This is a genomic window from Consotaella salsifontis, from assembly GCF_900167365.1.
GTDB classification, from domain to species: Bacteria; Pseudomonadota; Alphaproteobacteria; order Rhizobiales; family Rhizobiaceae; genus Consotaella; species Consotaella salsifontis.
On the sequence record NZ_FUXL01000003.1, the window covers coordinates 334880 to 360160 of the forward strand.

A 25281-nucleotide genomic window follows, 5' to 3' on the forward strand; every position below is an offset into this window, starting at 1 on the left:
CCGGCGTCAGCTCGCCGGCCCTCAAGGGGCGCGGCGAAAGACGTCGATGGTGACGGGTTTGCCGCGCGAATAGTTGAAGCCGTCGACGCTGTCGATCTGCTCGGCCTTAAGCCCTCGCGCGGCAAGGGCCTCCTGAAACTTATCAAGGCTCTTTTGCTCGACCAGAGCGAGACCGCCGGCCCCAAGCCTGTCGGCCGCGTCATCGGCGTTGGACAGGAGTGTGCCTGTGCCAAGGAGAAAGCGCAGGCTGGGCTCGGTGAAGCCCACGGCGGCGGGAGGTGGGGCGTTCGGGGTCGATGCGGTCCCGACGCTTTCAGCGAGGCGCGGGCTCACCCAGAGTCGGTCGAGAGCGGGAACGAGGCCGAGCGTCAGCGTGGGATAGAGGATGAAGGCCGAGAGGACGGCGAAGCCGGCTGAGCGGCGGAAACGTCCCCCCCGCCACGCGGCGAGCGCGAGCACCCCGGCCGCGACGAAAAGCGCGACGGGAAGCACGAGCAGATAGGGAAAGCCGTCACCGTAGAACAGCGGCACCACGAGAGCCGCAACGGCGAAGCCGACCAGCGCGAGTCCGTATTCGAGACCCGCAAGGGTCCAGAGCCATCGCGACAAGCGATCCCTCTCGGCTCTAGTCGCCCCTTCGGCGAGAACGACGGCCGCCATCATCGCCAGCGCGGGATAGGTCGACAGGATGTAATGCGGCAGCTTCGTCGGCACGAGCTCGAACATCAGCCAGGTCGGAATCGCCCAGCCGAGGAGAAAGCGCATCGCCGGCTCGGCGCGGCGGCGGAACGTGGCCAGCAGTCCCGGCAGCAGAAACAGCGTCGTCGGCCAGAACGTCGCCCCCGATAGGAGGAAATAGTAGCCGGGGGGAGCGCCGTGGCTCTCCTGCCCCGAGGCGACCTTGGCGAGAAAATCGTGGCCGAGCGACTTCTGGAAGAAGGCGCCCTCGCTCTTCACGGCGATGGCGATGAGCCAGGGCGCCACGATCACGGCGGCGATGGCGAGCCCCATCAACGGGCGCGCGGGCTTCAGCCACTTCGCATCGCGATCCCAAAGGGAGACGGCAAGCGCCGTCAAGCCCGCCACCGCCGGCGCCACGGGGCCCTTCACGAGGATGGCGAGGCCAAGCGCCGCCCAGGCGGCGGCGGCCATCGCTCGTCCCGGAGGCGCGAGAGCGCTACGCGCGGACTGGTGCAGGCGGAAGAGAAAGCCCTGGAAAACGAGGATCGCCGCCGTCAGGACTGCGTCCGTTGTGGCAAGCGTCGCCTCGACCGCGAGGAGCAGCGAAGCGGCAAAGAACAGCGCGGCCCAGAATGCGGTTTCGATGCTGGCGAAGGCCCGCGCGCACCAGAAGGCGAGAAGTGCGGCGGAAAGGGCCCCGAGCAGGGAGGGCAGGCGGTAGGTCCAGATGTGGTTGAGATGCCCCCCGCCGGCGATCTGGGTCGCCGTCGCCTGGAGCCAATAGATGCCGACCGGCTTCTTGTAGCGCGGCTCCTCGCCAAAGCGGATGTCGACATAGTCGCCGCTTTCGATCATCTGCTTGGAGGCTTGGGCGAAGCGCGCCTCGTCCCGATCGATGGGCGGCACACTGAACAGCCCCGGCAGCCAAAGGATTAGGCAGAACAGCGCAAGCGCCAGCCTTGGCCAACGCAGCCACGGCTGCGCCAGCTGTCCCGCTTGCATCGGGCCTTCATGCGTCGTCATCGCTCGCGGCTCCGAAGGCGGGCAGGCCCGGCCGGCGCGTCACGCATCAAGCGAAACGGACGCCACCCGGCGATTGCGGAAGCAGAGCGCGACCCGGCCATTCAACAGCTCCAGAGCACGATTCCCGAAGATTTCCCGGCGCCAGCCGGACAGGGCCGGCACGTCGGCTTCGGCGCCCTTGGCCGCGAGCTTTTCCAGATCGTCGGACGAGGCGATCATCTTGCCGGCGACCGAATGTTCGTCGGCGGCGATCTTCAGCAGTACCTTCAGAAGCTCGACGGCGGCCGCCGCGCCCTCGGGAGGCGTCGGCTGGCGAGGCACGGGCGGCAGATCTGCCTTCGGAATGGCGACGGCCCGGGCCACGGCGGCGAGAACCTCGCGGCCGGTCTGAGAGCGTTCCACCCCCCTGGCGATCGTGCGCAGGCGGGCGAGGGCGGCCTCGTCCTTCGGCTGCTGCTGGGCAATCTCGTAGATGGCTTCATCCTTGAGGATGCGGCCGCGCGGCTGGTTCCGGGACCGGGCCTCGCGCTCACGCCATGCCGCGACCTCCTTGAGGACGGCCAGCTCTATGGGCTTTCGCACCCGCATCCTGAGGCGCTGCCACGCGTTCTCCGGGTCGAGATCGTAGGTCTCGGGGGCCGAGAGAACCGCCATTTCCTCTTTCAGCCAGTGGACGCGGTTCTCCCGCTCGATCTCGCCCTTCAGCGCGCGATAGACGTCGCGCAAATGCGTCACGTCCGCCAGGGCATAGTCGAGCTGCTGCTTGGAGAGCGGACGATGGCGCCAGTCGGTGAAGCGCGACGTCTTGTCGATACGCTCGCCAGTGGTCTTGGCGACCAGCGCGTCATAGGCGATCGATTCGCCGAAGCCGCAGACCATCGCGGCGATCTGGGTGTCGAAGAGAGGCGCCGGGATCAACCCGCCGAGCTTGTGTATGATCTCGATGTCCTGCCGCGCGGCATGAAACACCTTGATCACCAGGGGCTCCGCCATGAGACGCCAAAAGGGAGACAGGTCGAGCCCCTCCGCGAGAGGGTCGATCAGGACAGCCAGTTCGTCCGAGGCGACCTGAATGAGGCAGAGCTCGGGCCAGAAGGTCGTTTCGCGGATGAACTCCGTGTCGACGGTGACGAAATCAGCCTTGGTGAGGGTGCGGCACGCCTCATCGAGGCCCTCGGTGGTGGTGATCGGGTCCATTTGCCCGATTTAGCCTATGTCGCGGACCTTGGAAAACGATCCGCGCCGTAAAAGATGAATCAGACACAGAAAAAAAGCCCCGCCACCTGATCCAGGCGACGGGGCTTGGAAGACGTCGAGGCGGTCAGCGCACGACGTAGACGATCTGGTGTGAGCCGGGATCGACGAGGACCGGCTGGCCGTTCACGTAGACATACTGGTAACTGTAGTCCGGAATCTGATGCAGGACGACGGTATCGGGCAGCGTCGCGCCCACCACGGGCTCGCCTTCCAGGTAGACGGGGTCGACCCGGTTGCTCCGGACATATTCGATGCGCTGTTCGGGCGGGTTGAGCGCTGCGCCGGTGGCCGCGCCCGCTGCACCGCCGACGACCGCGCCGACCGGGCCCGCGATGATCGCGCCGGCCATGGCGCCGCTCGCCGCGCCCGCCGTGGTGCTGGCGCCCTGGTCGTTCTCATAGGTCACGACCGGCACCTGAAGATCGGACCGGTGCTCGGTGATGACCACGGTCTGGCCACTCATGTCGGTGGTCAGATACTTCGAATAGACCCAGCCCTGCGCGCCGTTGGCGCTCACCTGGCACCAGGAGCCGCTTTCGGTGCAGCCCATCAGCGAGGCGCTGCCGCTCACTGGGATCACGCCGACGATGTCGTAGGTCGGGCCGGGGCCGGCGCGCACGTTGAGGTCGGTCGTCGCCGATACCGCCGTCTGGGCGAGCGAGGGGGTGGCCGCCGCGCCCGCGAGAGCGATGGCTGCGGCGATCGTGCTGATTCTCATGGAGAGGTTCTCCTGACTGAATGGTTCCTTCGGCGCGCTTAACCGTCCGGCGCGCGTGGAGGTTCCCGCGAAAACCACCGGTCGCCGCACGCCTATTGCGCTTCGCCCGGCCAGCAACCTTGACATCCCGGGGCGCGCGTGCGCTTGTCCGACCCCGATTTCAATGCGCCAGGAACGGCTGGCGGCGTCCTCGCCGCGGCCCGACAGATTCAGGACAAGACCCATGCACCGCTATCGCACGCATACCTGCGCGGAACTGCGCCAGGAGGATGTCGGAGCGACGGTTCGCCTCTCCGGATGGGCCCACCGCATCCGCGACCATGGCGGCCTTCTGTTCATCGACCTGCGCGACCATTACGGCCTGACGCAGATCGTCATCGACCCGGATTCTCCCGCCTTCAAGACGGCCGAGCTGGTGCGCGGCGAATGGGTGATTAAGGTCGACGGAGAGGTCAAGGCGCGCGCCTCGGAGGCGGTCAATCCCAAGCTGCCGACCGGCGAGATCGAAGTCTTCGCCACCAGCATCGAGGTGATTTCGGCCGCCAAGGAGCTGCCGCTGCCCGTGTTCGGTGAGCCGGAATATCCCGAGGATATCCGACTGAAGTACCGCTTCCTGGACCTCAGGCGCGAGACGCTGCACAAGAACATCGTGCGGCGCACGCAGATCATCACCAAGATGCGCACGCTCATGCAGGAAGCGGCCTTCACCGAGTTCCAGACGCCGATCCTGACCGCTTCCTCGCCCGAGGGCGCGCGCGACTTCCTGGTGCCCTCCCGGCTCCATAACGGCATGTTCTATGCGCTGCCCCAGGCTCCGCAGCAGTACAAGCAGCTTCTGATGATCTCCGGCTTCGACCGGTATTTCCAGATCGCGCCCTGCTTCCGCGACGAGGACCCGCGCGCCGACCGCTTCTATGGTGAGTTCTACCAGCTTGACGTGGAGATGAGCTTCGTCGAGCAGGAAGATATCTTCCAGACCATGGAGCCGGTGATCCGCAAGACCTTCGAGGCCTTCGCGGACGGCAAGCCGGTCTCCGAAACGTTCCGGCGCATTCCCTATGCAGAATCGATGCGCAAATACGGCTCCGACAAGCCGGATCTTCGCAATCCGATCGAGATGCAGGCGGTGACGGAGCATTTCGCCGGTTCGGGCTTCAAGGTGTTCGCGAACATGATCGCGAATGACGAGAAGGTTGAGGTCTGGGCGATTCCGGCCAAGACCGGTGGCAGCCGCGCCTTCTGCGACCGCATGAACTCCTGGGCGCAGGGCGAGGGGCAGCCGGGACTCGGCTACATATTCTGGCGCGAGGAAAACGGCGCCGTGGCGGGCGCGGGACCGCTCGCCAAGAACATCGGCGAAGAGCGCACCGATGCGATCCGCACCCAGCTCGGGCTTGAGGCGGGCGACGCCTGCTTCTTCGTCGCCGGACGCCCCGACAAGTTCATGGCCTTCGCCGGCGCGGCGCGCACGCGGGTCGGCGAAGAGCTGAACCTCGTCGATCGCGACCGGTTCGAACTCGCCTGGATCATCGACTTCCCCTTCTACGAATGGCAGGAGGAGGAGAAGAAGATCGACTTCTCGCACAATCCGTTCTCCATGCCGCAGGGAGGCATGGAGGCGCTGACGAACCAGGACCCGCTCTCGATCAAGGCCTTCCAGTACGACATCGTCTGCAACGGCTTCGAGATCGCTTCGGGCGGCATCCGTAACAGCCAGCCGGAGACGATGGTGAAGGCCTTCGAGATCGCCGGCTACGACCGGGCGACCGTTGAGGAGCGCTTCGGCGGCCTCTACCGCGCGTTCCAGTATGGGGCGCCGCCTCACGGCGGCATGGCGGCCGGCGTCGACCGCATCGTCATGCTTCTGTGCGGGGCGAAGAACCTGCGCGAGATCGCGCTCTTCCCGATGAACCAGCAGGCCTACGACCTTCTGATGGGCGCCCCGGCCGAGGCCACGCCCGCTCAGCTCCGCGAGTTGGGCCTGCGCATCGCGCCGCAGACGAAGTAGCGGCCAGGACGGGTCGAAAGACCCGTTCCCCCAAAAGGCCATTCCAAAAAGAAGCGGCGGTGGAGAGAGCTCCACCGCCGCTTCTTTTTCTTCAACTCCTCAGGAGTTCTATTCGCTTACGGGCTGGTTCGCCTCGACCTTCACTTCCAAGAGGGTCGGGATGGTCTGCGGCGCGGCCATGGCGGCGCCCATGATCTGGGCCGCGGCGATGGGCTGCGCGGGCTCTGCCTGGATCGAAAGCGACTTCGGGTCCTTGAGGAACGTCGAAACGGCGTCCTCGATCTGCTTCTGGAAATCAGGGTTCTTGAGCGATGCCAGCATAGGCGAGAGGCTGCCCGTCAGCGTCTGGACATACTGGTCGCGCGGCTGGCCGGCCTTTTTGGCATAGAAGTCCAGCAGTCGGTTGGCGAGGGAGTCATCCTCGTAGGAAAGGACGATCCGGCTCAGCTGGAGCTGGGCCATCAGGCCCATGACCGCCATTCCGGCCGCCTGCTGGCCCTCGGGCTGGCTCTGCATCTGCTGGCGGAGCTGGCTCAGGGAGGCGATGAATTCTGGCGTATAGCCAAGCACCTTGTAGGAGAAGTTGAACGTGCCGGCGTCGTCCGCCTTGATCGTGAGGGGCTGAAGCGTCAGCTCGCCACTGCTCTTGGTCCAGCTGCCCTTGCCGGAGATATTGCCCGAAAGGTGGTCGTAGCCGATCTCTCTCAACGTGCCGGCCGCCCTCGCGTCGGAGTCTTCCGGCACGTCCATGTCGATCGTGCCGAGATCGAACTCGCTGCTGATGGCGCTGTCGCTCGTCGTGTTGGTGATCTTGGCGTCCTTCGTCGTGAAGGCGGTGCGCCCGTCGTCCTTGATCTCGAGCTGGTCGAGCGTCAGGTCGCTGAAGAAGACGTCGGCCGCCGGCGCGGACTTCGGGTCGGTCGAGGTCCCGGCGATCGTCAGGTCCTGGATCTTCAGACCCTCGACGGACCAATCCTTGCCCGTCATGTCCTTCTCGAATTCGGCGACCGTATATCCCTCCTCGGGCGAGCCCTCGACGCCGGAGAACGTAAGATCGCCGAGGTCCACCTTCTCGTCATTGGCCGCGACGCTCGCGCCCGAGAGGATGACGTCGTCGCCATCGGCCTTGGCGTCGGAATAGGTCAGGGTGAGCTGGCTCTTGGCCAGGACGGCCGTCAGACGACTGGCGAAGGCATTCGCGTCCGCAGCCAGGGCGGAGCCGCCCGAGACGAGGAGGAGCGCGGTGCCGGTCACGAGATGCGCCAGTCGGATGGGGGTCTTCATAATGTTTTCCTCAGAGGCGGAGTCGGGTCGATGGTAAAGTGCGCGGCAACAGCCGGCCTGCCCGCCATTTGGCGATTTGTCGCGCCGCGGCAAGAGCCGAGCCCGAAATTCATGGCTGCCTTATGTCGCGGGATGAGAAGCTAGGGTTAACAGCTGCCCGTCAAGCTTCTGGACAACTCTGTTCCGGCCTTGTTCCCGGTGATTGTGTGCCGTAAACAGACGGCCATGGGGAAAGACGCAGATCCGCCGAGCGGGGACATCGAAGCCGTCGATTTGAAGACGGCGCTGGAAGAGCGCTATCTCGCCTATGCGCTCTCCACGATCATGGGACGGGCGCTGCCGGACGTGCGCGACGGCTTGAAGCCTGTCCACCGGCGGATCGTCCACGCCATGCGCGTGCTGCGGCTCGATCCCGGCGAAGGCTACAAGAAATGCGCGCGCATCGTCGGCGACGTCATGGGCAAGTTCCACCCCCACGGCGACGCCTCGATCTACGACGCCTTGGTGCGCCTGTCGCAAGACTTTTCCGTGCGCTACCCGCTGGTGGACGGGCAGGGCAACTTCGGCAACATCGACGGCGATAGCGCCGCCGCCATGCGCTACACCGAAGCGCGCATGACCGACGTCGCCGTCCTGATGCTACGCGGCATCGACGAGAACGCCGTCGACTTCCGTCCGACCTACAACGAGGAGGACAAGGAGCCGGTCGTTCTTCCCGGCGCCTTCCCGAACCTTCTCGCCAACGGCTCCTCCGGTATCGCGGTCGGCATGGCGACGGCCATTCCACCGCACAATGTCGCGGAAATCTGCGACGCCGCCCTGAAGCTGATCGAAAAGCCGGACGCCGATATCGACACGCTCCTGCGCTACATTCAGGGGCCCGACTTCCCGACTGGTGGCGTCGTCGTCGAAAGCCCCACACAAATCCGCGAGGCCTATGCCACCGGCCGGGGCGCCTTCCGGGTGCGCGCCCGCTGGGAGAAGGAGGAGGCGGGGCGCGGCGGCTATGTCGTCGTGGTCACCGAGATCCCCTATCAGGTGCAGAAGTCGCGCCTTATCGAAAAGATCGCCGATCTGCTCTCGGCGCGAAAGCTGCCTCTGCTCGCCGACGTGCGCGACGAATCGGCGGAGGACGTGCGCATCGTTCTCGAGCCGAAGAGCCGGACCGTCGATCCGCAGCTCCTGATGGAATCGCTTTTCCGGCTCACCGAGTTGGAGAGCCGCATTCCGCTCAACATGAATGTGCTTTCCGGCGGCAAGGTGCCGAAGGTGCTTTCGCTGAAGGAGGTGCTGACCGAGTGGCTGGCGCATCAGCGCGAGGTGCTCGTTCGGCGCACCCAGTTCCGGCTCGACCAGATCGAGCGCCGGCTGGAGATCGTCGCCGGCTATCTGATCGCCTTCCTGAACCTCGACGAGGTCATCCGCATCATCCGCGAGGAGGATGAGCCCAAGGCCGAGTTGCGGCGTGTTTTCGAGCTGACGGATCTTCAGGCCGAATCGATTCTCAACATGCGGCTGCGCTCGCTGCGCAAGCTGGAGGAGATGGAGCTGAAGCGCGAGCACGAGGCGCTGACGATCGAGAAGGCAGAGAAGGAAGCGCTGCTCGCCTCTGAGGAACAGCAGTGGGAGGGCGTCGCGGGCGAGGTGCGCGAGGTGCGCGAGACCTTCTCGAAGAAGACCAAGCTCGGGCGCCGGCGCACGCTCTTCGCCGAGGCGCCCAATCGCGGCATGGAAGAGATCGCCGAGGCGCTGATCGAGCGCGAGCCAGTGACGGTGGTCCTTTCGGAAAAAGGGTTTCTGCGCGGCCTGAAAGGTCATCTCTCCGACTTTTCGGGACTGTCGTTCCGAGAAGGGGACGCGCTTCGCGTCGCCTTTCCGGCGATGACGACCGACAAGCTGGTGTTCCTGACGAACGGCGGACGGGCCTACACCATCGGCGCCGACAAGCTTCCCGGCGGGCGAGGGCAGGGCGAGCCGATCCGCCTCGCCTTCGACATGGAGAACGAGCAGGACGTCGTCACCGGCTTTTCCGCCTCGGCTGAGGCGAAGCGTCTACTGGTCTCTTCGGACGGCACCGGCTTCGTCATCCGCGAGGCAGAGATGCTGTCCTCGACGCGCAAGGGCAAGCAGGTGATGAATGTCGGCGACAAGATGCGTCTCGTCGCCTGTGTGCCGGTGACGGGCGACAGTGTCGCCATCGTCGGCGAGAATCGCAAGATGCTGGTCTTCCCGCTGATCCAGGTGCCGGAAATGACGCGCGGCCGCGGCGTGCGCCTGCAGCGCTACAAGGATGGCGGGGTTTCGGACGTCAAGACGTTCGCCATGGGCGAGGGGCTCATCTGGCACGATGTGGCGGGGCGCGAATTCCGCCGCTCCGAGGACGACCTCATCGAATGGCGTGGTGATCGGGCGCAGGCCGGGCGAATGGTGCCGAAGGGCTTCCCGAAGAGCGGAAAGTTCGGATAGCAGCCGGGGAGATTGGTTGCAGTAGCCGGGCTTGGCGGCTCGGCGGTCCGTCGGGGTCAGCGGCCTTCGTAGCGCTCCCATCCGTGGGGTGTCAGGTGCTCCTGGGGCTGAAAGCGGATCTTGTAGGCCATCTTGCGCGAGCCCTCGACCCAATATCCGAGATAGAGGTAGGGCAGTCCGAGAGCCTTGGTGCGCCGGATATGATCGAGGATCATCAGGCTGCCGAGGCTGCGGTCCTCGAAGTCCGGATCGTAGAACGAATAGACCATCGACAGGCCGTCGCCCATGACGTCGGTCAGTGCCGAGGCGATCAACTCGCCGCGCCCGCCCGCCGGATCATTCGGATCATCGCGGCGGTATTCGATCATCTGGGTCGCGACCTGAGTGTCCTCGACCATCATCGCAAAGTCCAGGACGCTCATTTCCGACATGCCGCCGCCCGTGTGCCGGGCGTCGAGATAGTGCCGGAAAAGGCTGTACTGCTCGCTCGTCGGGCTGGCCGGCCGCATCTCGGCTCTGATGTCGGCGTTTCGCGCAAGAACCCTCTTCATTGACCGACTGGGAAGGAAGTCATCGACCAGGATTCGCACCGAGACGCAGGCTTGGCAACGCTCGCAGGCGGGGCGATAGGCGATGTTCTGGCTGCGCCTGAAGCCGCCCTGCGTCAAAAGGTCGAGCAGTTCGGGCGCGCGATCGCCGATCAGATGGGTGAAAACCTTTCGCTCGTGCCGGCCTGCCAGATAGGGGCACGGCGAAGGTGCGGTCAGGAAGAACTGCGGCGCCTGGGCGTGCGCTGTCATGAACGCGCTAATCCTTTTCAGAGGTCATAGAACCAAGGACTGACGAGAGAGAATGTTAACCACACCAGGATGACCAAGGGAACACCCGCTTTGACGAAGTCGGAAAAGCGGTAGCGCCCTGGTCCCATCACCAGAAGGTTCGTCTGGTAGCCGATGGGAGTCGCGAAGGACGCGTTGGCGGCGAAAATGACGCAGGAGAGAAATGCCGCAGGCGGTGCGCCGAGGCGCCTTGCCATGTCGAGGGCGATGGGCGTGAACAGCACCGCCGTGGCATTGTTGGACAGAAAGTTCGTCAGGACGGCGATGACGAGGAAGAGGCCGGACAGAAGATAGGCCACCGGCAGGCCGGAAAGGGCAGTCACCGCGCTTTCGGCGACAAGCGCGGCTCCTCCCGTGCGCTCCAGCGCCGTCGCCGCCGCGATCGACGCCCCCACCAGCATGAAGATCTGCCGGTCGACCGCACGGGCCGCTTCGCCGGTGGTGAGGCATCCCGTCGCCATCATCGCCACAGCGCCGACGACGGACGAAACCTCGATGGGCAACACGCGCAACGCCGAGAGAAGCACCACCGCCAGGAAAATCGCGACGGCGAGCTTGGCCTTGGTCGTCTGTGGCACCGGCTGGACCGACCATTCGAGCAGCAGGAGGTCGTGGTTGCCGCGCAATCGCGAGATGTTTTCGCGCCTGCCGAACAGAAGAAGCGTGTCACCCGGCTCCAGGCGGATGTCGGAAAGGGCGGCGCGCGCCATACGCGCCTTGCGTTGAAGGCCGAAGGGCGTGATGCCGAATTGCGTCCTGAGCCCTGAGAACTGCATCGTCCGCCCGGCAAAGCGCGAGCCCGGCGCGACGACGGCTTCCACCATCACCGTATCGGGGCCGATGCGCTCCTCGGTCGCTGCCTCGCCCGCCGGTGCGATGGCGCGGATCGTCAAATTGCCGCGCGACAGCGCCCCGGTGATCGCCTTGCGCGTTGCAGTCACGATCAGGCGATCGCCTGCCATCAAGGTGATTTCGTCGAAAGGGGGGAGGATCGGCTGCTCGCCGCGTAGGATCATGCGCGGAGTGAGTTCGCCGAGCCCTGGAAAAAGGCCGGCGCGGGCCGAAAGTCCGAGAAAGGGATGGTTCTCTCCAAGGACGATCTCTCCCATGAACTGCTTGCCGGACAGCGCGGACGCGCTTTGCTCGTCGCTGTCGCGCGGCGACAGGATGCGCGGCATCACGCCGAGCACGTAGACCCCTCCGACCAACGCTATGCACAGACCAGGCAGCGTGATGTCGAAGAAGCCGATGTTGATCCCCGCGTGGGCGGCGACACCGGCCACCAGCAGGTTGGTCGATGAGCCGATGAGGGTGGTCATGCCGCCGAGGATGGTCAGGAACGACAGCGGCATGAAGACATGCGGCGAGGCGATGTTCCGCTGGGCCGCCAACATGGTGAGGATCGGGATGAAGATCACCACCACCGGCGTGTTGTTGAGAACCGCGCTCAAGGCCGCCGCACCCAGCAGGACGATGCTGATGCCGCCGGCGTCGCCCGCGTTGCCGAAGCGCGTCAGGGCCTGCGCGGGGCCTGCCATGGCATTCGTGGCGAAGAGACCCTGGCCGATGATGAGCAGCGCCAGGACCGTGATAAGCGCGGGGTTGGCAAACCCGGCCAAGAGATCGGCCGGCGAAACAAGGGCGCCAGAGGGGTCGGCATAGGGGAAGAGGCCGAAGAGCAGCAGGAAGGCGGCGAGGGAGCACCCCGCCACTGCCTCCACCGAAAATCGATCGCTTGAATAGCCGACGACACTGGCCGCCAGGATGAGATAGGTGAGCCAGAGATGAATGCCGTGCATTGCCTGCGTGCCGTCCCCCGTGAAGTCTCCTTCATCCCCCGAAGAACGGCCCGACCGCAAGCCCCGGCTGCGGCGGGATGCGTTTCCGCCGCTTGCGCTTACGCCTATTCGTCGCGGATCATCACCGTGCCGAGCAGCAGATCATGGGCGAGCTGCTTGCGCGCGGTGAGCAGTCCGAAGAGCAGGATGGCGGGCGTGAGAATCACGTTGCCGGCCCAGAACAGGACGCCGTGGAGGATGGCGAAGAGCGGGTCGATGGGACCGCCATCAAGGCGCTCGATCTTGATGCCGGCGAGGCGCATGCCAGGGGTCGCGTGGCCTCGCGAGCCCATGGTGAAGCCGACATAGATCGCGGCGACCAGCGGCACCAGGACGGCAAACAGCATCCAGCCGAGGCCTAGCGTCAGGATTCCCAGCAGAAATACGATGATGGACGCCGGGATCGTGAGGAGCGCGATGAAGAAATAGTCGAGGAGGAACGAGACGATCCGCCGCCGGCGCACGCCGCGATAGGCGCGCGGCTCGTCGAGTCGCGTGTCGAAAACGAAGCCTGCCGCCTGGTCGCTCATCATCCTTGTCTCCGGTTGCGGGACCTCGCCTTCGGGTCCCGCAATTTCAGATGGTGAGCGCGTCCTCCGATTTCAAAGCGTCGCCGGAGTCGTCATCTCGCCTTGAGCCGGGCGGCGACCTTCGGAGCGAAATAGGTGAGAATGCCGTCGGCGCCGGCGCGCTTATAGGCCGTCAGCACCTCCATGGTGCCGCGTTCCTCATCGAGCCAACCATTGCCGACCGCGGCCATCATCATCGCGTACTCGCCGGAGGTCTGGTAGGCGAAGGTCGGCATGGAGAATTCGGCCTTGAGGCGCGTCAGGATGTCGAGATAGGGCAGTCCCGGCTTGACCATGATCATGTCGGCGCCTTCGGCGATGTCCTGCGCCGCTTCGCGCAATGCCTCGTCGCCGTTGCCGTAGTCCATCTGATAGGTGCGCTTGTCACCCTTGAGCATCGAGGCGGAACCCACCGCGTCGCGGAAGGGGGCGTAGAAAGCTGAGGCGTACTTGGCCGCGTAGGACATGATGAGCGTGTCGCGCAGGCCGTGGCCGTCCAGCGTCTCCCGGATCAAGGACACGCGCCCGTCCATCATGTCCGAGGGGCCGATGATGTCGCATCCCGCCTCGGCCTGGACCAGCGCCTGGCGGCAAAGCGCCTCGACCGTCGGGTCGTTGAGGATGGTCTCGCCTTCCATGAGACCGTCGTGGCCGTGGCTCGTATAGGGGTCGAGGGCGACGTCGCACATGATGCCGATGTCGGGAATGGCGGCCTTGATGGCGCGCGTCGCGCGGCAAACGAGATTGTCGGGGTTGTAGGCTTCGCTGCCTGCCTCATCGCGGCGGGAGGGATCGGTGTAGGGGAAGAGGGCCAGTACAGGAATGCCGAGATCGGCCGCCTCGCGCGCCGCATCCACGGCCCGGTCCACCGAATAGCGATGGACACCCGGCATCGAGGCGACAGGCTTCACGATGTTGTTTCCGTCGACGACAAAAATCGGCCAGATCAGGTCGTTGATCGATAGCGAGGTTTCCCTGACCAGCCGGCGCGCCCAGTCGGTCCGCCGGAGCCGTCGCATTCTTCGCCCGCCCGTGACCGTGTCGATGCGCTGGGTGAGTTCGCTGGCTTTGCCCTCGATACGGTCCATAAGGTGCGGCCTCTATTTTGAAGGAATTGTGTGGTGCCGGGCGGACGGATAACCGGCCCCGCCGGCCGGCTTGAGTTGATGCGGCGCAGACCGGGTCGGTCACGGCCTGATCCGCGAACGCGTGGGGTATAGGCCCGAAGGCGAGGCTCGACAACGTGCGCAAGATATCGGAGACATTGAGGCAAAAGGAAGCGAACGCCCGTTGAAACAAAAAATCCAAAAAGGGAGCGCCGCGCCGATGACCGTTCCTGTGCGCCCCGGCGACAAGGCTGCGGCTCTGAACCGCATTCTCACCACCGTCCTCAAGCGGGGCTTCGGCCTCTTCCTGTTCGGGGGAGGGATCTACTACTGGGTCCGGCTGGTGGGCATCTTCGACGGTGCTCTCTGGCGCTTCGATCTCATGCCCTTCGCCTGGCAGGTGGCGGCGCCGGCGCTCGCGGTGCTCTATCCGGTCGCCGGCATCGGCCTCTGGACGCTGATGTCCTGGGGGCCCGTGATGTGGCTGCTGGTGGCCGGCGCCGAGGCGATTATGCATATCGGTCTGCCCTTCCTGTTCAGTGGCAAGCTCTTCTTTCTGGGTTTTCACCTCTTTGGGCTGGCGATGCTCGGCGTTCTTCGACTCGTGGGTGAGCTGGAGGCTGCGCAACGGCTTAAATCCCGCCCCAGCAGTATACCCGATATTAAGCACGAGATGTGATCCGCCAAACGTAACAACCTGTTAAGCCTGGAGTTTAAGTCGAATTTTAGAGGCGAGGGCTAATGTCGTGATCAAGATGGGACCAAAAAAATAATCCCCATCACGATCAACAGCGGAGACAATACTATGAAGTACGTTCAGGCGAAGCCCGAGCCGAAGCAGCCGACTGAAGAGAAGACCGAACTCAAGAATCTCTACCTCGAAACGCTTCAGCTCGTCGAACGTCTTCATCGGCGCCTGCTCGACGTGATCAAGGACGAGTTCGATCGCAACGGCCGCACCGACATCAACGCCGTCCAGGCGCTGCTCCTCTTCAATATCGGCGATGCGGTGCTGACCGCTGGCGAGCTGCGCTCCCGCGGCTTCTATCTCGGCTCCAACGTCTCGTACAATCTGAAGAAGCTCGTCGATCTCGGGTTCATCGATCATCAGCGCTCGCGCGTCGATCGCCGCGCGGTTCGGGTGCAGCTGACGGAGGCCGGCCGCGAGGTCGCTGGTGTCGTGGCCGAGCTCTACGAGCGTCACATCGGTTCGATCGACAAGGTCGGCGGGCTCGACGAGCAGGAATTCCAGAAGATGAACAAGGCCTTGCAGCGCCTCGACCGGTTCTGGAACGATCAGATCCTCTACCGGCTCTAGTCCCCTCAGGCGACCTCCAGCGCCTCGGGTCGGACATTTCAAGAGCCAGCCTCGCCCCGGACGTGTCAACGTTCCGGGGCGCTGCCGTTTCGATTTGGCCCCCCGGAGAGCTTGCCCGAACCTTGCCGTGCGCCTAATGCGTTGACGCCGCTGTGATCCTGGATGTTGGCAATCTTCATGCTTTGGCCATATTGGATGGTATCTACGATGACTGAAGCGGTGGAGAAGGTGTCGGCGCGATGCCCGAAAGCCATCGCTTGATTGAACGCTGCCCGAGGCACCCAGCGGGCCGCCACGTCCGAGGATCATGATGAACGAAGCTCGTCGCAGCAAACAGCAGGCCACGCTGTCCCGCCGCACCTTTCTCGCGAGCGCGGCCTTTGCGGGGTCGTTCGCAGCGGTGCCGGCCTTTGCCCAAAGCGCGTTGAACGACCTGCTCGCTGCTCCGACGCGTGGCAAATGGGACGACCAGTTTGACACGCGCTCGACAGGCGCGCGGACGGTCGCCACCAATCAGCCGGTTTTCTCGCCGATGACGGTTGCCGCGACCGAGGAGGCGATCGCCCGCTACCAGCAGATCGTGTCCTATGGCGGTTGGCCTGAGGTGCCGGAGGACGCCAAACTTCAGCTCGGCGTTCAGCACCCGTCCGTGGCGACACTGCGTCAGCGGTTGATCGTATCCGGCGACCTACCGGAGAGCGCCGGCGTTTCGACTGCCTTCGACACCTTCGTCGACGCGGCGGTCAAGAGATTCCAGGCGCGTCATGGCCTGCCGGCCGATGGTGTCGCCTCGACCTATACCTTCAAGGCGCTGAATGTTCCCGCCGGCATCCGCCTGGGCCAGCTGCAGACCAATCTCGTGCGTCTTCAGTCGATGTCGGGCTATCTCGGCGACCGCTTCGTGATGGTCAACATTCCGGCCGCCTCCATCGAGGCGGTGGAGAACGGTGTGGTCGTCCAGCGCCATACCGCCATCGTCGGCAAGATCGACCGCCAGACGCCGATCCTCAACTCCAAGATCACCAATCTCAACCTCAACCCGTACTGGCACGCGCCGGCGTCGATCGTAGAGAAGGACATCATTCCGCTGATGCGGAAGGATCCGACCTACCTCGAAAAGTCCGACATCCATATCTATGCGCCGGACGGGACGGAAATCCCGCCGCAATCCATCGACTGGAACACCAACGAGGCGGTGAAGTATCTCTTCCGGCAGAACCCAGGCAAGAACAACGCCATGGCTTCGGTGAAGATCAACTTCCCCAACCCCTATGCCGTCTATATGCACGACACGCCGCAGCAGAGCCTGTTCTCGGAGCTCCTGCGATTCGATTCGTCGGGCTGCGTGCGCGTCCAGAACGTGCGTGACCTCATCGTCTGGCTCGCGCGCGACACGCCGGGCTGGGACCGGCAGTCGATCGAGCGGGTCATCGCCTCGCGTCAGCGCCAGGATATCGATCTGACGACACCGGTGCCGGTCTACTTCACCTATATCAGCGCCTGGGCGACGGATCCGAGCGTCATCCAGTTCCGCGACGACATCTATCATCGCGACGGCGCGGATCAGCTGGCGATGAACGACCTCAACGCGGCGCCGCCCTCGGCGAACGGCGGGCAGTCGGCGGAGATGCCCTTCTAGGGCGAAGCGCCATCTCCAGAATTCGTGCGGCGGCTTCGGCCGCCGCTTGCATTTGTGACGGGTGACGCCGCCGCCTTGGCTGTGCTATCGACCGATCCTGACAATTCTCGATCGGGCCGCCGTCGTTTCGCGCCCGACAGGTTGGAGCCCGCCAATGTCTGATGCCGCCCGCACCGGGGTTCTCCCCGAAGACAGTTTCTTTTCCGCGACGATCGCCGACAGCGACCCCGAACTCTACGAGGCGATGCGCGGCGAGCTTGGCCGCCAGCAGCACGAGGTCGAGCTTATCGCCTCGGAAAATATCGTGTCGCGGGCCGTGCTCGAGGCCCAGGGCTCGGTGCTCACCAACAAGTACGCGGAAGGCTATCCGGGGCGGCGCTATTACGGCGGCTGCGAGTTCGTCGACATCGCCGAGACGCTGGCCATCGAGCGGGCGAAGAAGCTCTTCGGCTGTGAATTCGCCAATGTGCAGGCGAATTCCGGCAGCCAGGCCAACCAGTCCGTCCTCTTCGCGCTGTCCAAGCCCGGCGAGACGATTCTCGGCATGAGCCTCGACGCCGGTGGCCATCTCACCCACGGCGCACGGCCGAACCTTTCCGGCAAGTGGTTCAATGCCGTCCAGTACGGTCTCGACCTGGAGACGGGCATCCTGGACTACGACCAGGTGGAACGACTCGCCAAGGAACACAAGCCGACGATCATCGTGGCGGGGGGCTCGGCCTATTCCCGGCAGATCGATTTCGTTCGCTTCCGGCAGATCGCCGACGAAGTCGGGGCGATTCTCTGGGTCGACATGGCCCATTTCGCCGGCCTCGTCGCGGGCGGCAAGCACCCGAGCCCGTTCCCCCACGCCCACGTCGTCACCTCGACCACCCACAAGACCCTGCGCGGGCCTCGCGGCGGGCTTGTCCTGACCAATGACGAGGACATCGCCAAGAAGATAAACTCGGCGATCTTCCCCGGTCTTCAGGGCGGACCGCTGATGCACGTCATCGCGGGCAAGGCGGTGGCCTTCGGCGAGGCGCTGCGCCCGTCCTACCGGAACTACATCGCCGCCGTCGTCGACAATGCCAAGGCGCTGGCGGAGACCGTTCGCGAGGGCGGGCTCGAGATCGTGTCCGGTGGCACGGACACCCATCTGATGCTGGTGGACCTTCGGCCGAAGATGCTGACCGGCAAGGCTTCCGAGAAGTCGCTCGGGCGCGCTGCCATCACCTGCAACAAGAACGGCGTGCCCAACGATCCGCAGAAGCCGACCATCACCTCGGGCGTGCGCCTCGGTACGCCGGCCGCGACGACGCGCGGCTTCGGTGTCGCCGAGTTCCGCGAGGTCGGCCGGCTGATCGTGGAGGTTCTGGACGGGCTCAAGGCGGCCAATTCCGAAGAGGGCAACGCCTCGGTCGAAGCCAGCGTGCGCGACCGCGTTCGCGAGCTCACCAACCGTTTCCCGATCTATCCGGGGCTCGGTTGAGCACGTCTCATGCGCTGCCCCTACTGCGGATCGCAGGATAGTCAGGTCAAGGACTCGCGTCCCGCGGAAGACGGCGGCGCGATCCGTCGTCGCCGCGTCTGCCCGGATTGCGGCGGCCGCTTCACCACCTTCGAGCGGGTGCAGTTGCGCGAGCTGACCGTGATCAAGAAGAGTGGCCGCCGGGTCGCCTTCGATCGCGACAAGCTCGCCCGTTCCGTCCATGTGGCGCTGCGCAAGCGCCCGGTGGAAGCCGAGCGCATCGAGCGCATGATCTCCGGCATCGTTCGCCAACTCGAATCGTCAGGTGAGGCCGACGTGACGTCGGAGCAGATCGGCCGCCTCGTCATGGAGGCGCTGCGCGGCGTCGACGACGTTGCCTATGTGCGCTTTGCCTCCGTCTATCGCGATTTCCGTGAGGCGAAGGACTTCGCCGACATGGTGGGCGAGCTCGCCGGTGCCGGCATCGCCCAAGGTACCTTGCGTCTGGCGGAAGAGGGCGAAGGCGGGGCCGCCGAGGCGACGACCAAGGCTCCGTCATGACCTTTTCCTTCGAGACGGCCGGCTTCGACCGCCGCATGATGGCGGCGGCGATCCGCCTGTCGCAGCGCCACGCCGGGCGCACCGGCACCAATCCGTCGGTCGCCACGCTCCTGGTCAGGGAGGAGCATGGCGAGCCGGTGATCGTCGGGCGCGGCATCACGGCACTGGGCGGACGTCCCCATGCGGAGACCATGGCGCTGGCTGAGGCCGGCGAGCGGGCACGTGGGGCCACCGCCTATGTGACCCTTGAACCCTGTGCCCATCATGGCCGCACGCCGCCTTGCGCCGAGGCGCTCGTCGAGGCGGGCGTCGCCCGTGTCGTCACGGCCGCCGCCGATCCCGACCCCCGCGTCAGTGGGCGAGGCCATGCGATCCTGGTGGCCGGCGGCATCGCTGTCGACGCTGGCGTTCTTGCCGCCGAGGCCGAGCGGGCGATGGCGGGATATCTCTCGCGCCAGACGCGGCGCCGGCCGCTGGTGACGCTCAAGATGGCAGTGTCTGCTGATGGTTTCATCGGCCGTCTTGGCGCGGGTCAGATCCCCATCACCGGCCCCATTGCCAACGCGCAGACCCATCTGCGCCGGGCGCGGGCCGACGCGATCCTCGTCGGCGTCGGCACGGTGATCGAAGACGATCCGCAGCTGACCTGCCGCTTGCCGGGGCTGTTCGACCGCTCGCCCGTCCGAATCGTTCTGGACCCCCGGTTGAAGATTCCCGAGACGGCGGCCGTCGTGCGCACGGCGGCGGCGGTGCCGACCATGCTTGCCGTTCTCGGCGAGATCGATCCGTCTCGCCATGAGGCGCTGCGCCGCGCCGGCTGTACGATCCTCGCCTGCGAGGCCGATCCCGAAAGCGGCCGCATTGCGCTGCCGGAGCTTCTGGAGGATCTGGCGGCGCGTGGACTCTCCACCGTCCTCGTCGAGGGTGGGGCGATGACCGCCAAATCCTTTCTCAACCAGGATCTCGTCGATCGCCTGGTCCTCCATCTCGGTCAAGTGGCGCTCGCCGAGGGCGTTCCCGCGCCGATCATGCCGGATGCGGCGGCTCGCCGCTATCGTCTCGTGCGGCGGGCGCGCTATGGAAGCGACGAGATGATCGAGTTCGAACGGCGGGGGCCGGAATGTTCAGTGGAATCGTAACCGATATCGGAACCGTCGAGCAGGTGACGCCCCTGGCGGAGGGGCGCCGCTTTCGCGTCATGACAAACTATGATCCGGCGACCATCGAGATCGGGGCGTCCATCGCCCATGCCGGTGTCTGCCTCACTGTTACCGCCCTGTGCGAGCCGGGCTCGAACCAGCACTGGTACGAGGTCGAGGCTTGGGAGGAGGCTCTTCGGCTGACGACGCTCGGCCAGCTGGCGACGGGCGGGCGTGTCAATCTCGAACGATCGCTGAAGATGGGCGACGAGATCGGCGGCCATTTGGTTTCGGGCCACATCGACGGCAAGGCCGAGATCGTCGGGCGCGCCGAGGAGGGCGAGGCGGTTCGTTTCACCATCAAGGTGCCGGACGATCTGAAGCACTACGTCGCCCGAAAGGGCTCCGTCGCGCTCGATGGCACCTCGCTGACCGTCAACGGCGTTGATGACGATACCTTCGATGTTCTCATCATTCGGCACACTCTCGCCGTCACCACTTGGGGCGAACGTGAGGTCGGCGACGAGCTCAATCTTGAGGTGGATCAGATTGCGCGGTATGCGGAGCGCTTGTTCGGCACCGCCGTCCGGCAATCCTGAGGCTGGCTCGGCGGTCCGAACGCCTCTACAGTCCGGCCCCGCTTCGGTCGTTTCCAGGAACGGGCTTCGCGCCGAAGGACAGTAAGCTCCGCCCGTTCATTTTCGTCACCTCAAGGTCGTCCCCATGTCGTCCTCGTTGAATCTTCTGATCGTCGAAGCCCGGTTCTACGATCATATCGCCGATTTCCTTCTGGAAGGCGCCAAGGCGCGGCTGGAGGAGGCGGGCGTCACCTACGACGTCGTGACTGTTCCGGGCGCGCTGGAAATTCCGCCCGCGATCAGCTTCGCCATGAATGCGGCCGATGGCGACGGCGTCGAATATGACGGCTATATCGCCCTTGGATGCGTGATTCGCGGCGAGACCTATCATTTCGAAATCGTCGCGGGCGAGTCGGCGCGGGCGCTGATGGACCTTTCCGTCGGAAGCGGCGTCGCCATCGGCAACGGCATCCTGACCGTCGAAAACGAGGAGCAGGCGCTGGAGCGGGCCCGGCCCGACCGCAAGAACAAGGGCGCCGCCGCCGCCGAGGCGGCGCTGACCATGATCGCCCTCAAGGACGAACTGGGAGCCTGACGCATGAGCGACGCACGACAGCCGCGAACAGCCAACAAGCGTGGTGCCGCGCGCCTCGCCGCCGTGCAGGCGCTCTATCAGATGGACGTCGGCGGCACGGCGCTGCTGGAAACCGTGGCCGAGTACGAGGAATTTCGTCTTGGCCAGGAGCTGGACGGCGACACGTACCGGGACGCAGATGCCGCCTGGTTCCGCGACGTCGTTTCAGGCGTCGTGCGCGCGCAGAAGAACATCGATCCGCTGATCCATGGGGCGTTGACGCCGGACTGGCCGCTTTCGCGCCTCGACGCGACGCTGCGCGCGATTCTGCGGGCCGGCGTCTACGAGATCCTCAACCGGCGGGACGTTCCGGTCGCGGTGGTGGTCACCGAGTACATAGATATCGCCCGCGCCTTCTATGAAGAAGAGGAGCCGCGCCTCGTCAACGCCGTGCTCGACCGCATCTCGCGCGACGTACGCGGCGAGGGCAGGGGCGAGAGGAAGGGCTCGGAGGACAGCGCTTCTTGAGCGTCGCGGCGGTCCGCTCCACAGCCATGCGGCAGACGCGCCGCAACGCCCTGGTGCTGGCGACGGCCCAGGCGATTGTCGGTGGCGGCACTCCGGCGGCCTTCGCCGTGGCCTCGCTCGCCGGTTCCTGGCTTCTGGCCGACGACAAGACCCTGGCGACGCTCCCCGTGACCGGCTTCAATGTCGGCGTCGCGGTGATGGCACTGCCGGCCGCGGCCTTGATGCGCGCCATCGGCCGCAAGAACGGGTTCATGGGCGGGGCGCTCGTGACGGCGGCCGGGGGCCTTCTCGGCGCCATGGCGCTGTTTCAGCAGCAGTTCTGGCTGCTCGTCCTGGCGATGGCGGTGGTTGGTGCCGGCGGCTCCTTCGTTCAGCAATACCGCTTCGCCGCCATCGACGGCGCGCCCGCCGCGTTTCGCCCGCAGGCCATCTCCTGGGTGCTCGCCGGCGGCGTCTTCGCGTCCGTCATCGGGCCGCAGATCGTCCGGTTGACGCAGAACGCGTTTCTGCCGATCCAGTTTGCCGGCGCCTATCTCGGCATCGCCGTTCTGGGGCTGATCGGCGCCGCCATCCTCTCCACCCTCCACATCGCCGAGGCTCCCGCCGCGCCGGTTTCCCATGATACGGCACCGCCGCGTTCCCTTTTTCGGATCGTCAGCCAGCCGCGCTTCCTCGTGGCGCTGATCTGCGGCGTCGGCAGCTACTCCATGATGAACTTCGTCATGACCGGCGCGCCGCTCGCCATCATCGACTGCGGCTACTCCGAGGACATCAGCACCCTCGGCATCCAGTGGCACGTCATGTCCATGTATGCGCCGAGCTTCTTCACCGGCGCGCTGATCGCGCGGTTCGGCAAGGTGCCGATGATTGCCCTTGGCCTTGTCATGGTGGCGGCGAGCGCGGGCGTTGCGCTGCAGGGGACGGAAATCTGGAATTTCTGGCTCGGCCTTGTGCTTCTCGGAACCGGGTGGAACTTCGCGTTCATCGGCTCCACCGCGATGGTGACGGACTGCTATGGCATCGCCGAGAAGGCGCGGGCGCAGGGCTTCCACGACTTCATTTTGTTCGGCGCGGTGGCACTCGCCTCCTTCTTCTCGGGACAGGTGCTGGCGAGTTCGGGCTGGCAGACGATGAACATCATCGTCTTCCCGGTGGTCGCGTTGTGCCTGATCGCTCTTTCTATTTTTGCATGGACGAATCGTCGCGGTTTAGCGGAGGATTAGGCTTCGCGGGCATCCCCGGCGCTTGACGGATGGGCGACCTGATATAAAGAGCGTCACCGGAAGCCACGCGCGCCTGCTCCGCAAGGAGCGGGCTTCGTGCGCTGTTAGAAGAGACCGGCGCCATGGCCGGCAGGTTGGGGACACGGCATGACGACAGTTCTGCTTTTGGTGATTTTATGCGGCGTGCTTTCGATCGCCTATGCGATCTGGGCTACCCGCTCCGTGCTGGCATCGGACCAGGGCACGGCGCGCATGCAGGAGATCGCAAGCGCGATCCGCGAGGGCGCGCAGGCCTATCTTGCCCGCCAATACATGACCATCGCCATCGTCGGCGTCATCGTCTTCCTGGTCAGCTGGTGGCTCCTTTCGATCTATGCCGCCATCGGCTTTGCCATCGGCGCGGTGCTCTCGGGGGCCGCCGGCTTCATCGGCATGAACGTGTCGGTGCGCGCCAATGTCCGCACGGCGCAGGCGGCCTCGCGCTCGCTTGCCGCCGGCCTCTCCGTCGCCTTCAAGTCGGGCGCGATCACCGGCCTTCTGGTCGCCGGCCTCGCCCTTCTCGGCGTCTCGGTCTACTTCTATGTCCTCACCGGGCCTCTCGGCCTCGCGGTTTCCGACCGCACCGTCGTTGACGCGCTGGTCGCGCTCGGCTTCGGCGCGTCGCTGATCTCCATCTTCGCCCGTCTCGGCGGCGGCATCTTCACAAAGGGTGCGGATGTCGGCGGCGATCTCGTCGGCAAGGTCGAGGCCGGCATTCCCGAGGATGATCCGCGCAACCCGGCGACCATCGCCGACAACGTGGGCGACAATGTCGGCGACTGCGCCGGCATGGCGGCCGACCTTTTCGAAACCTACGCCGTGACCGTCGTCGCGACGATGATCCTCGGTGCCATCACCTTTGCCGGCACTGCTGTCGTCGACAGCGTGATGCTGCTGCCGCTCGCCATCTGCGGCGCCTGCATCATCACCTCGATCGCTGGCACCTTCTTCGTCAAGCTGTCGCCGAACGGCACGATCATGGGCGCTCTCTACAAGGGCCTCTGGGCCTCGACGCTCCTGTCGATCGTCGGCCTTGCCATCGCCACCTGGGGCACGGTCGGCTTCGGCGACATTGGCCAGACCGCCAAGGGCCTCGAGATCAGCGGCCTCAGCCTCTTCTTCTGCGGCATCATCGGCCTTGCCGTCACCGGTCTCATCGTCTGGATCACCGAGTACTACACCGGCATCAACTATCGCCCGGTGCGCTCGATCAGCCAGGCGTCCGTCTCCGGCCATGGCACGAACGTGATCCAAGGCCTGGCCGTCTCGCTCGAGTCGACCGCGCTGCCGACGATCGTCATCGTCGCCGGCATCATCTCGACGTATCAGCTCGCCGGCCTCTACGGCATCGCCATCGCCGTGACCACCATGCTCGGCCTTGCCGGCATGATCGTGGCGCTCGACGCCTTCGGCCCCGTGACCGACAATGCGGGCGGCATCGCCGAGATGTCGGGCCTGCCGTCGGACGTTCGTAAGTCCACCGACGCGCTCGACGCCGTCGGCAACACCACCAAGGCCGTGACCAAGGGCTACGCCATCGGATCGGCCGGCCTCGGCGCCCTGGTGCTCTTCGCCGCGTACAACTCCGACCTTGCCTATTTCGTCGAGCAGGCCTCGGCGGGCAACGGCAGCGGCGAGTTCAGCTACTTCCAGGGCGTTGCGCCGGACTTCTCGCTGACCAACCCCTACGTCGTGATCGGCCTCTTCCTCGGCGGTCTCATCCCGTTCCTCTTCGGCGGCATCGCGATGACCGCCGTGGGGCGCGCGGCGAGCGCCGTCGTCATCGAGGTGCGCCGTCAGTTCAAGGAAAAGCCGGGCATCATGGCCGGCACCGAGCGTCCTGACTACGCCCGCGCCGTCGACATGCTGACCCGCGCCGCCATCCGCGAGATGGTGATTCCCTCGCTTCTGCCGGTCCTGGCTCCGATCGTGGTCTACTTCCTGGTCTATGCCATTTCCGACAAGAGCCAGGCGTTCTCGGCGGTCGGCGCGATGCTCCTCGGCGTCATCGTCACCGGCATCTTCGTCGCCATTTCCATGACGTCGGGCGGCGGCGCCTGGGACAACGCCAAGAAGTCGTTCGAGGACGGCTTCGTGGATTCGGCCGGCGTCAAGCACTTCAAGGGCTCCGACGCCCACAAGGCTTCGGTGACGGGCGACACGGTGGGCGATCCCTATAAGGATACGGCTGGTCCGGCGGTGAACCCGGCGATCAAGATCACCAACATCGTCGCCCTGCTGCTCCTCGCGGTTCTCGCGCACCTCTAAGCGGCCTTCGGTCCAGACTGGACCGGCGACAATCGACCTTTGGACCCGGCGTCACAATCGTGGCGCCGGGTCTTTCTTTTCCGCATGGGGCTTCGGGCGACTGCCTGCAGCGAGGGCCGACGGCCGCTTCGCTGAACGAGAGTGCGAAACGGAAGTCCAGATACGACGAAGCCGC

At 65.4% G+C, this 25281-nt stretch carries 21 protein-coding genes and 1 pseudogene; 13 read left to right on the plus strand and 9 right to left on the minus strand.

The annotated features are described in order from the left end of the window. Positions 1-21: 21 nt before the first annotated feature. From B5D38_RS05765 to B5D38_RS05775, 3 genes are all read right to left on the minus strand, one after another. Positions 22-1704, minus strand: a complete 1683-nt coding sequence (locus tag B5D38_RS05765; RefSeq protein WP_078707414.1) for an ArnT family glycosyltransferase — start codon at positions 1702-1704, stop codon at positions 22-24. A 39-nt stretch (positions 1705-1743) separates the two neighbouring features. Further along, a complete protein-coding gene (gene rnd / locus B5D38_RS05770; RefSeq protein WP_078707415.1) occupies positions 1744-2901 on the minus strand; it encodes a ribonuclease D in 1158 nt (385 codons plus the stop codon). 124 nt (positions 2902-3025) lie between these two features. After that, positions 3026-3679: a DUF1236 domain-containing protein gene (locus B5D38_RS05775; protein WP_078707416.1), complete on the minus strand. Its 654-nt coding sequence runs from the start codon at positions 3677-3679 to the stop codon at positions 3026-3028. A 223-nt stretch (positions 3680-3902) separates the two neighbouring features. On the opposite strand from B5D38_RS05775, the gene aspS reads away from it, so the two are divergent. Continuing rightward, positions 3903-5687, plus strand: a complete 1785-nt coding sequence (gene aspS, locus B5D38_RS05780) for an aspartate--tRNA ligase (protein WP_078707417.1) — start codon at positions 3903-3905, stop codon at positions 5685-5687. Positions 5688-5795: 108 nt separating this feature from the next. On the opposite strand, the gene B5D38_RS05785 is transcribed toward aspS, so the two are convergent. Next, positions 5796-6971, minus strand: a complete 1176-nt coding sequence (locus B5D38_RS05785; protein ID WP_078707418.1) for a hypothetical protein — start codon at positions 6969-6971, stop codon at positions 5796-5798. 225 nt (positions 6972-7196) lie between these two features. Here B5D38_RS05785 and parC point away from each other — a divergent pair, with 225 nt between their 5' ends. Further along, positions 7197-9437 carry a DNA topoisomerase IV subunit A gene (parC, locus tag B5D38_RS05790; RefSeq protein WP_078707419.1) on the plus strand — a complete coding sequence of 747 codons (2241 nt, stop codon included), beginning with the start codon at positions 7197-7199 and terminating at the stop codon, positions 9435-9437. A 56-nt stretch (positions 9438-9493) separates the two neighbouring features. Here the strand turns inward: parC and B5D38_RS05795 are convergent, their stop codons facing one another. The 4 genes from B5D38_RS05795 to hemB form a co-directional block, all read right to left on the minus strand. Further along, positions 9494-10237 carry an arginyltransferase gene (locus B5D38_RS05795; protein ID WP_078707420.1) on the minus strand — a complete coding sequence of 248 codons (744 nt, stop codon included), beginning with the start codon at positions 10235-10237 and terminating at the stop codon, positions 9494-9496. A 17-nt stretch (positions 10238-10254) separates the two neighbouring features. Then, complete coding sequence (locus B5D38_RS05800; RefSeq protein WP_078707421.1) at positions 10255-12075, minus strand: SLC13 family permease; 1821 nt, start codon at positions 12073-12075, stop codon at positions 10255-10257. 104 nt (positions 12076-12179) lie between these two features. Beyond that, positions 12180-12647: an RDD family protein gene (locus B5D38_RS05805; RefSeq protein WP_078707422.1), complete on the minus strand. Its 468-nt coding sequence runs from the start codon at positions 12645-12647 to the stop codon at positions 12180-12182. A gap of 89 nt (positions 12648-12736) precedes the next feature. Further along, entirely contained in the window at positions 12737-13771 is a 1035-nt protein-coding gene (gene hemB / locus B5D38_RS05810) for a porphobilinogen synthase (RefSeq protein ID WP_078707423.1), read from the minus strand. 238 nt (positions 13772-14009) lie between these two features. Here hemB and B5D38_RS05815 point away from each other — a divergent pair, with 238 nt between their 5' ends. Both B5D38_RS05815 and ldtR read left to right on the plus strand, forming a co-directional pair. Next, entirely contained in the window at positions 14010-14468 is a 459-nt protein-coding gene (locus B5D38_RS05815) for a DUF6163 family protein (protein WP_078707424.1), read from the plus strand. 126 nt (positions 14469-14594) lie between these two features. Next, positions 14595-15107: a transcriptional regulator LdtR gene (gene ldtR / locus B5D38_RS05820; protein WP_078707425.1), complete on the plus strand. Its 513-nt coding sequence runs from the start codon at positions 14595-14597 to the stop codon at positions 15105-15107. Between the two features lie 65 nt (positions 15108-15172). Here ldtR and B5D38_RS21990 read toward each other — a convergent pair whose 3' ends face one another. Then, positions 15173-15403, minus strand: coding sequence for a hypothetical protein (locus B5D38_RS21990; protein ID WP_131829870.1), 231 nt, complete (start codon positions 15401-15403; stop codon positions 15173-15175). Between the two features lie 14 nt (positions 15404-15417). Here B5D38_RS21990 and B5D38_RS05825 point away from each other — a divergent pair, with 14 nt between their 5' ends. From B5D38_RS05825 to B5D38_RS05865, 9 genes and pseudogenes are all read left to right on the plus strand, one after another. Next, on the plus strand, positions 15418-16746 hold the full coding sequence (locus B5D38_RS05825) for a L,D-transpeptidase family protein (RefSeq protein ID WP_078707550.1): 1329 nt from the start codon (positions 15418-15420) through the stop codon (positions 16744-16746). A gap of 154 nt (positions 16747-16900) precedes the next feature. Next, positions 16901-18217: a serine hydroxymethyltransferase gene (glyA, locus tag B5D38_RS05830; protein WP_078707426.1), complete on the plus strand. Its 1317-nt coding sequence runs from the start codon at positions 16901-16903 to the stop codon at positions 18215-18217. 9 nt (positions 18218-18226) lie between these two features. Then, complete coding sequence (gene nrdR, locus B5D38_RS05835; RefSeq protein ID WP_078707427.1) at positions 18227-18757, plus strand: transcriptional regulator NrdR; 531 nt, start codon at positions 18227-18229, stop codon at positions 18755-18757. Continuing rightward, complete coding sequence (gene ribD, locus B5D38_RS05840; RefSeq protein WP_078707428.1) at positions 18754-19896, plus strand: bifunctional diaminohydroxyphosphoribosylaminopyrimidine deaminase/5-amino-6-(5-phosphoribosylamino)uracil reductase RibD; 1143 nt, start codon at positions 18754-18756, stop codon at positions 19894-19896. The genes nrdR and ribD overlap by 4 nt, the downstream gene beginning before the upstream one ends. Continuing rightward, complete coding sequence (locus B5D38_RS05845) at positions 19878-20495, plus strand: riboflavin synthase (RefSeq protein WP_078707429.1); 618 nt, start codon at positions 19878-19880, stop codon at positions 20493-20495. Before ribD ends, B5D38_RS05845 begins: the two co-directional genes overlap by 19 nt. Before the next feature lie 121 nt (positions 20496-20616). Then, positions 20617-21069, plus strand: a pseudogene (locus B5D38_RS05850) (6,7-dimethyl-8-ribityllumazine synthase); the annotation flags it as partial. 3 nt (positions 21070-21072) lie between these two features. Next, positions 21073-21576 (plus strand): transcription antitermination factor NusB, encoded by a 504-nt coding sequence (gene nusB, locus B5D38_RS05855; RefSeq protein ID WP_078707431.1) that lies wholly within the window; start codon positions 21073-21075, stop codon positions 21574-21576. Further along, positions 21573-22799, plus strand: a complete 1227-nt coding sequence (locus B5D38_RS05860) for an MFS transporter (RefSeq protein WP_342587347.1) — start codon at positions 21573-21575, stop codon at positions 22797-22799. The genes nusB and B5D38_RS05860 overlap by 4 nt, the downstream gene beginning before the upstream one ends. 147 nt (positions 22800-22946) lie before the next feature. After that, entirely contained in the window at positions 22947-25106 is a 2160-nt protein-coding gene (locus tag B5D38_RS05865) for a sodium-translocating pyrophosphatase (RefSeq protein WP_078707432.1), read from the plus strand. The last annotated feature ends 175 nt before the right edge of the window (positions 25107-25281 follow it).

Coding starts and splice junctions, on each gene's coding strand:
- B5D38_RS05765 (WP_078707414.1), bottom strand. CDS start 1,704: ATGACGACGCATGAAGGCCCGATGCAAGCGGGACAGCTGGCGCAGCCG.
- rnd (WP_078707415.1), bottom strand. CDS start 2,901: ATGGACCCGATCACCACCACCGAGGGCCTCGATGAGGCGTGCCGCACC.
- B5D38_RS05775 (WP_078707416.1), bottom strand. CDS start 3,679: ATGAGAATCAGCACGATCGCCGCAGCCATCGCTCTCGCGGGCGCGGCG.
- aspS (WP_078707417.1), top strand. CDS start 3,903: ATGCACCGCTATCGCACGCATACCTGCGCGGAACTGCGCCAGGAGGAT.
- B5D38_RS05785 (WP_078707418.1), bottom strand. CDS start 6,971: ATGAAGACCCCCATCCGACTGGCGCATCTCGTGACCGGCACCGCGCTC.
- parC (WP_078707419.1), top strand. CDS start 7,197: ATGGGGAAAGACGCAGATCCGCCGAGCGGGGACATCGAAGCCGTCGAT.
- B5D38_RS05795 (WP_078707420.1), bottom strand. CDS start 10,237: ATGACAGCGCACGCCCAGGCGCCGCAGTTCTTCCTGACCGCACCTTCG.
- B5D38_RS05800 (WP_078707421.1), bottom strand. CDS start 12,075: ATGCACGGCATTCATCTCTGGCTCACCTATCTCATCCTGGCGGCCAGT.
- B5D38_RS05805 (WP_078707422.1), bottom strand. CDS start 12,647: ATGATGAGCGACCAGGCGGCAGGCTTCGTTTTCGACACGCGACTCGAC.
- hemB (WP_078707423.1), bottom strand. CDS start 13,771: ATGGACCGTATCGAGGGCAAAGCCAGCGAACTCACCCAGCGCATCGAC.
- B5D38_RS05815 (WP_078707424.1), top strand. CDS start 14,010: ATGACCGTTCCTGTGCGCCCCGGCGACAAGGCTGCGGCTCTGAACCGC.
- ldtR (WP_078707425.1), top strand. CDS start 14,595: ATGAAGTACGTTCAGGCGAAGCCCGAGCCGAAGCAGCCGACTGAAGAG.
- B5D38_RS05825 (WP_078707550.1), top strand. CDS start 15,418: ATGAACGAAGCTCGTCGCAGCAAACAGCAGGCCACGCTGTCCCGCCGC.
- glyA (WP_078707426.1), top strand. CDS start 16,901: ATGTCTGATGCCGCCCGCACCGGGGTTCTCCCCGAAGACAGTTTCTTT.
- nrdR (WP_078707427.1), top strand. CDS start 18,227: ATGCGCTGCCCCTACTGCGGATCGCAGGATAGTCAGGTCAAGGACTCG.
- ribD (WP_078707428.1), top strand. CDS start 18,754: ATGACCTTTTCCTTCGAGACGGCCGGCTTCGACCGCCGCATGATGGCG.
- B5D38_RS05845 (WP_078707429.1), top strand. CDS start 19,878: ATGTTCAGTGGAATCGTAACCGATATCGGAACCGTCGAGCAGGTGACG.
- nusB (WP_078707431.1), top strand. CDS start 21,073: ATGAGCGACGCACGACAGCCGCGAACAGCCAACAAGCGTGGTGCCGCG.
- B5D38_RS05865 (WP_078707432.1), top strand. CDS start 22,947: ATGACGACAGTTCTGCTTTTGGTGATTTTATGCGGCGTGCTTTCGATC.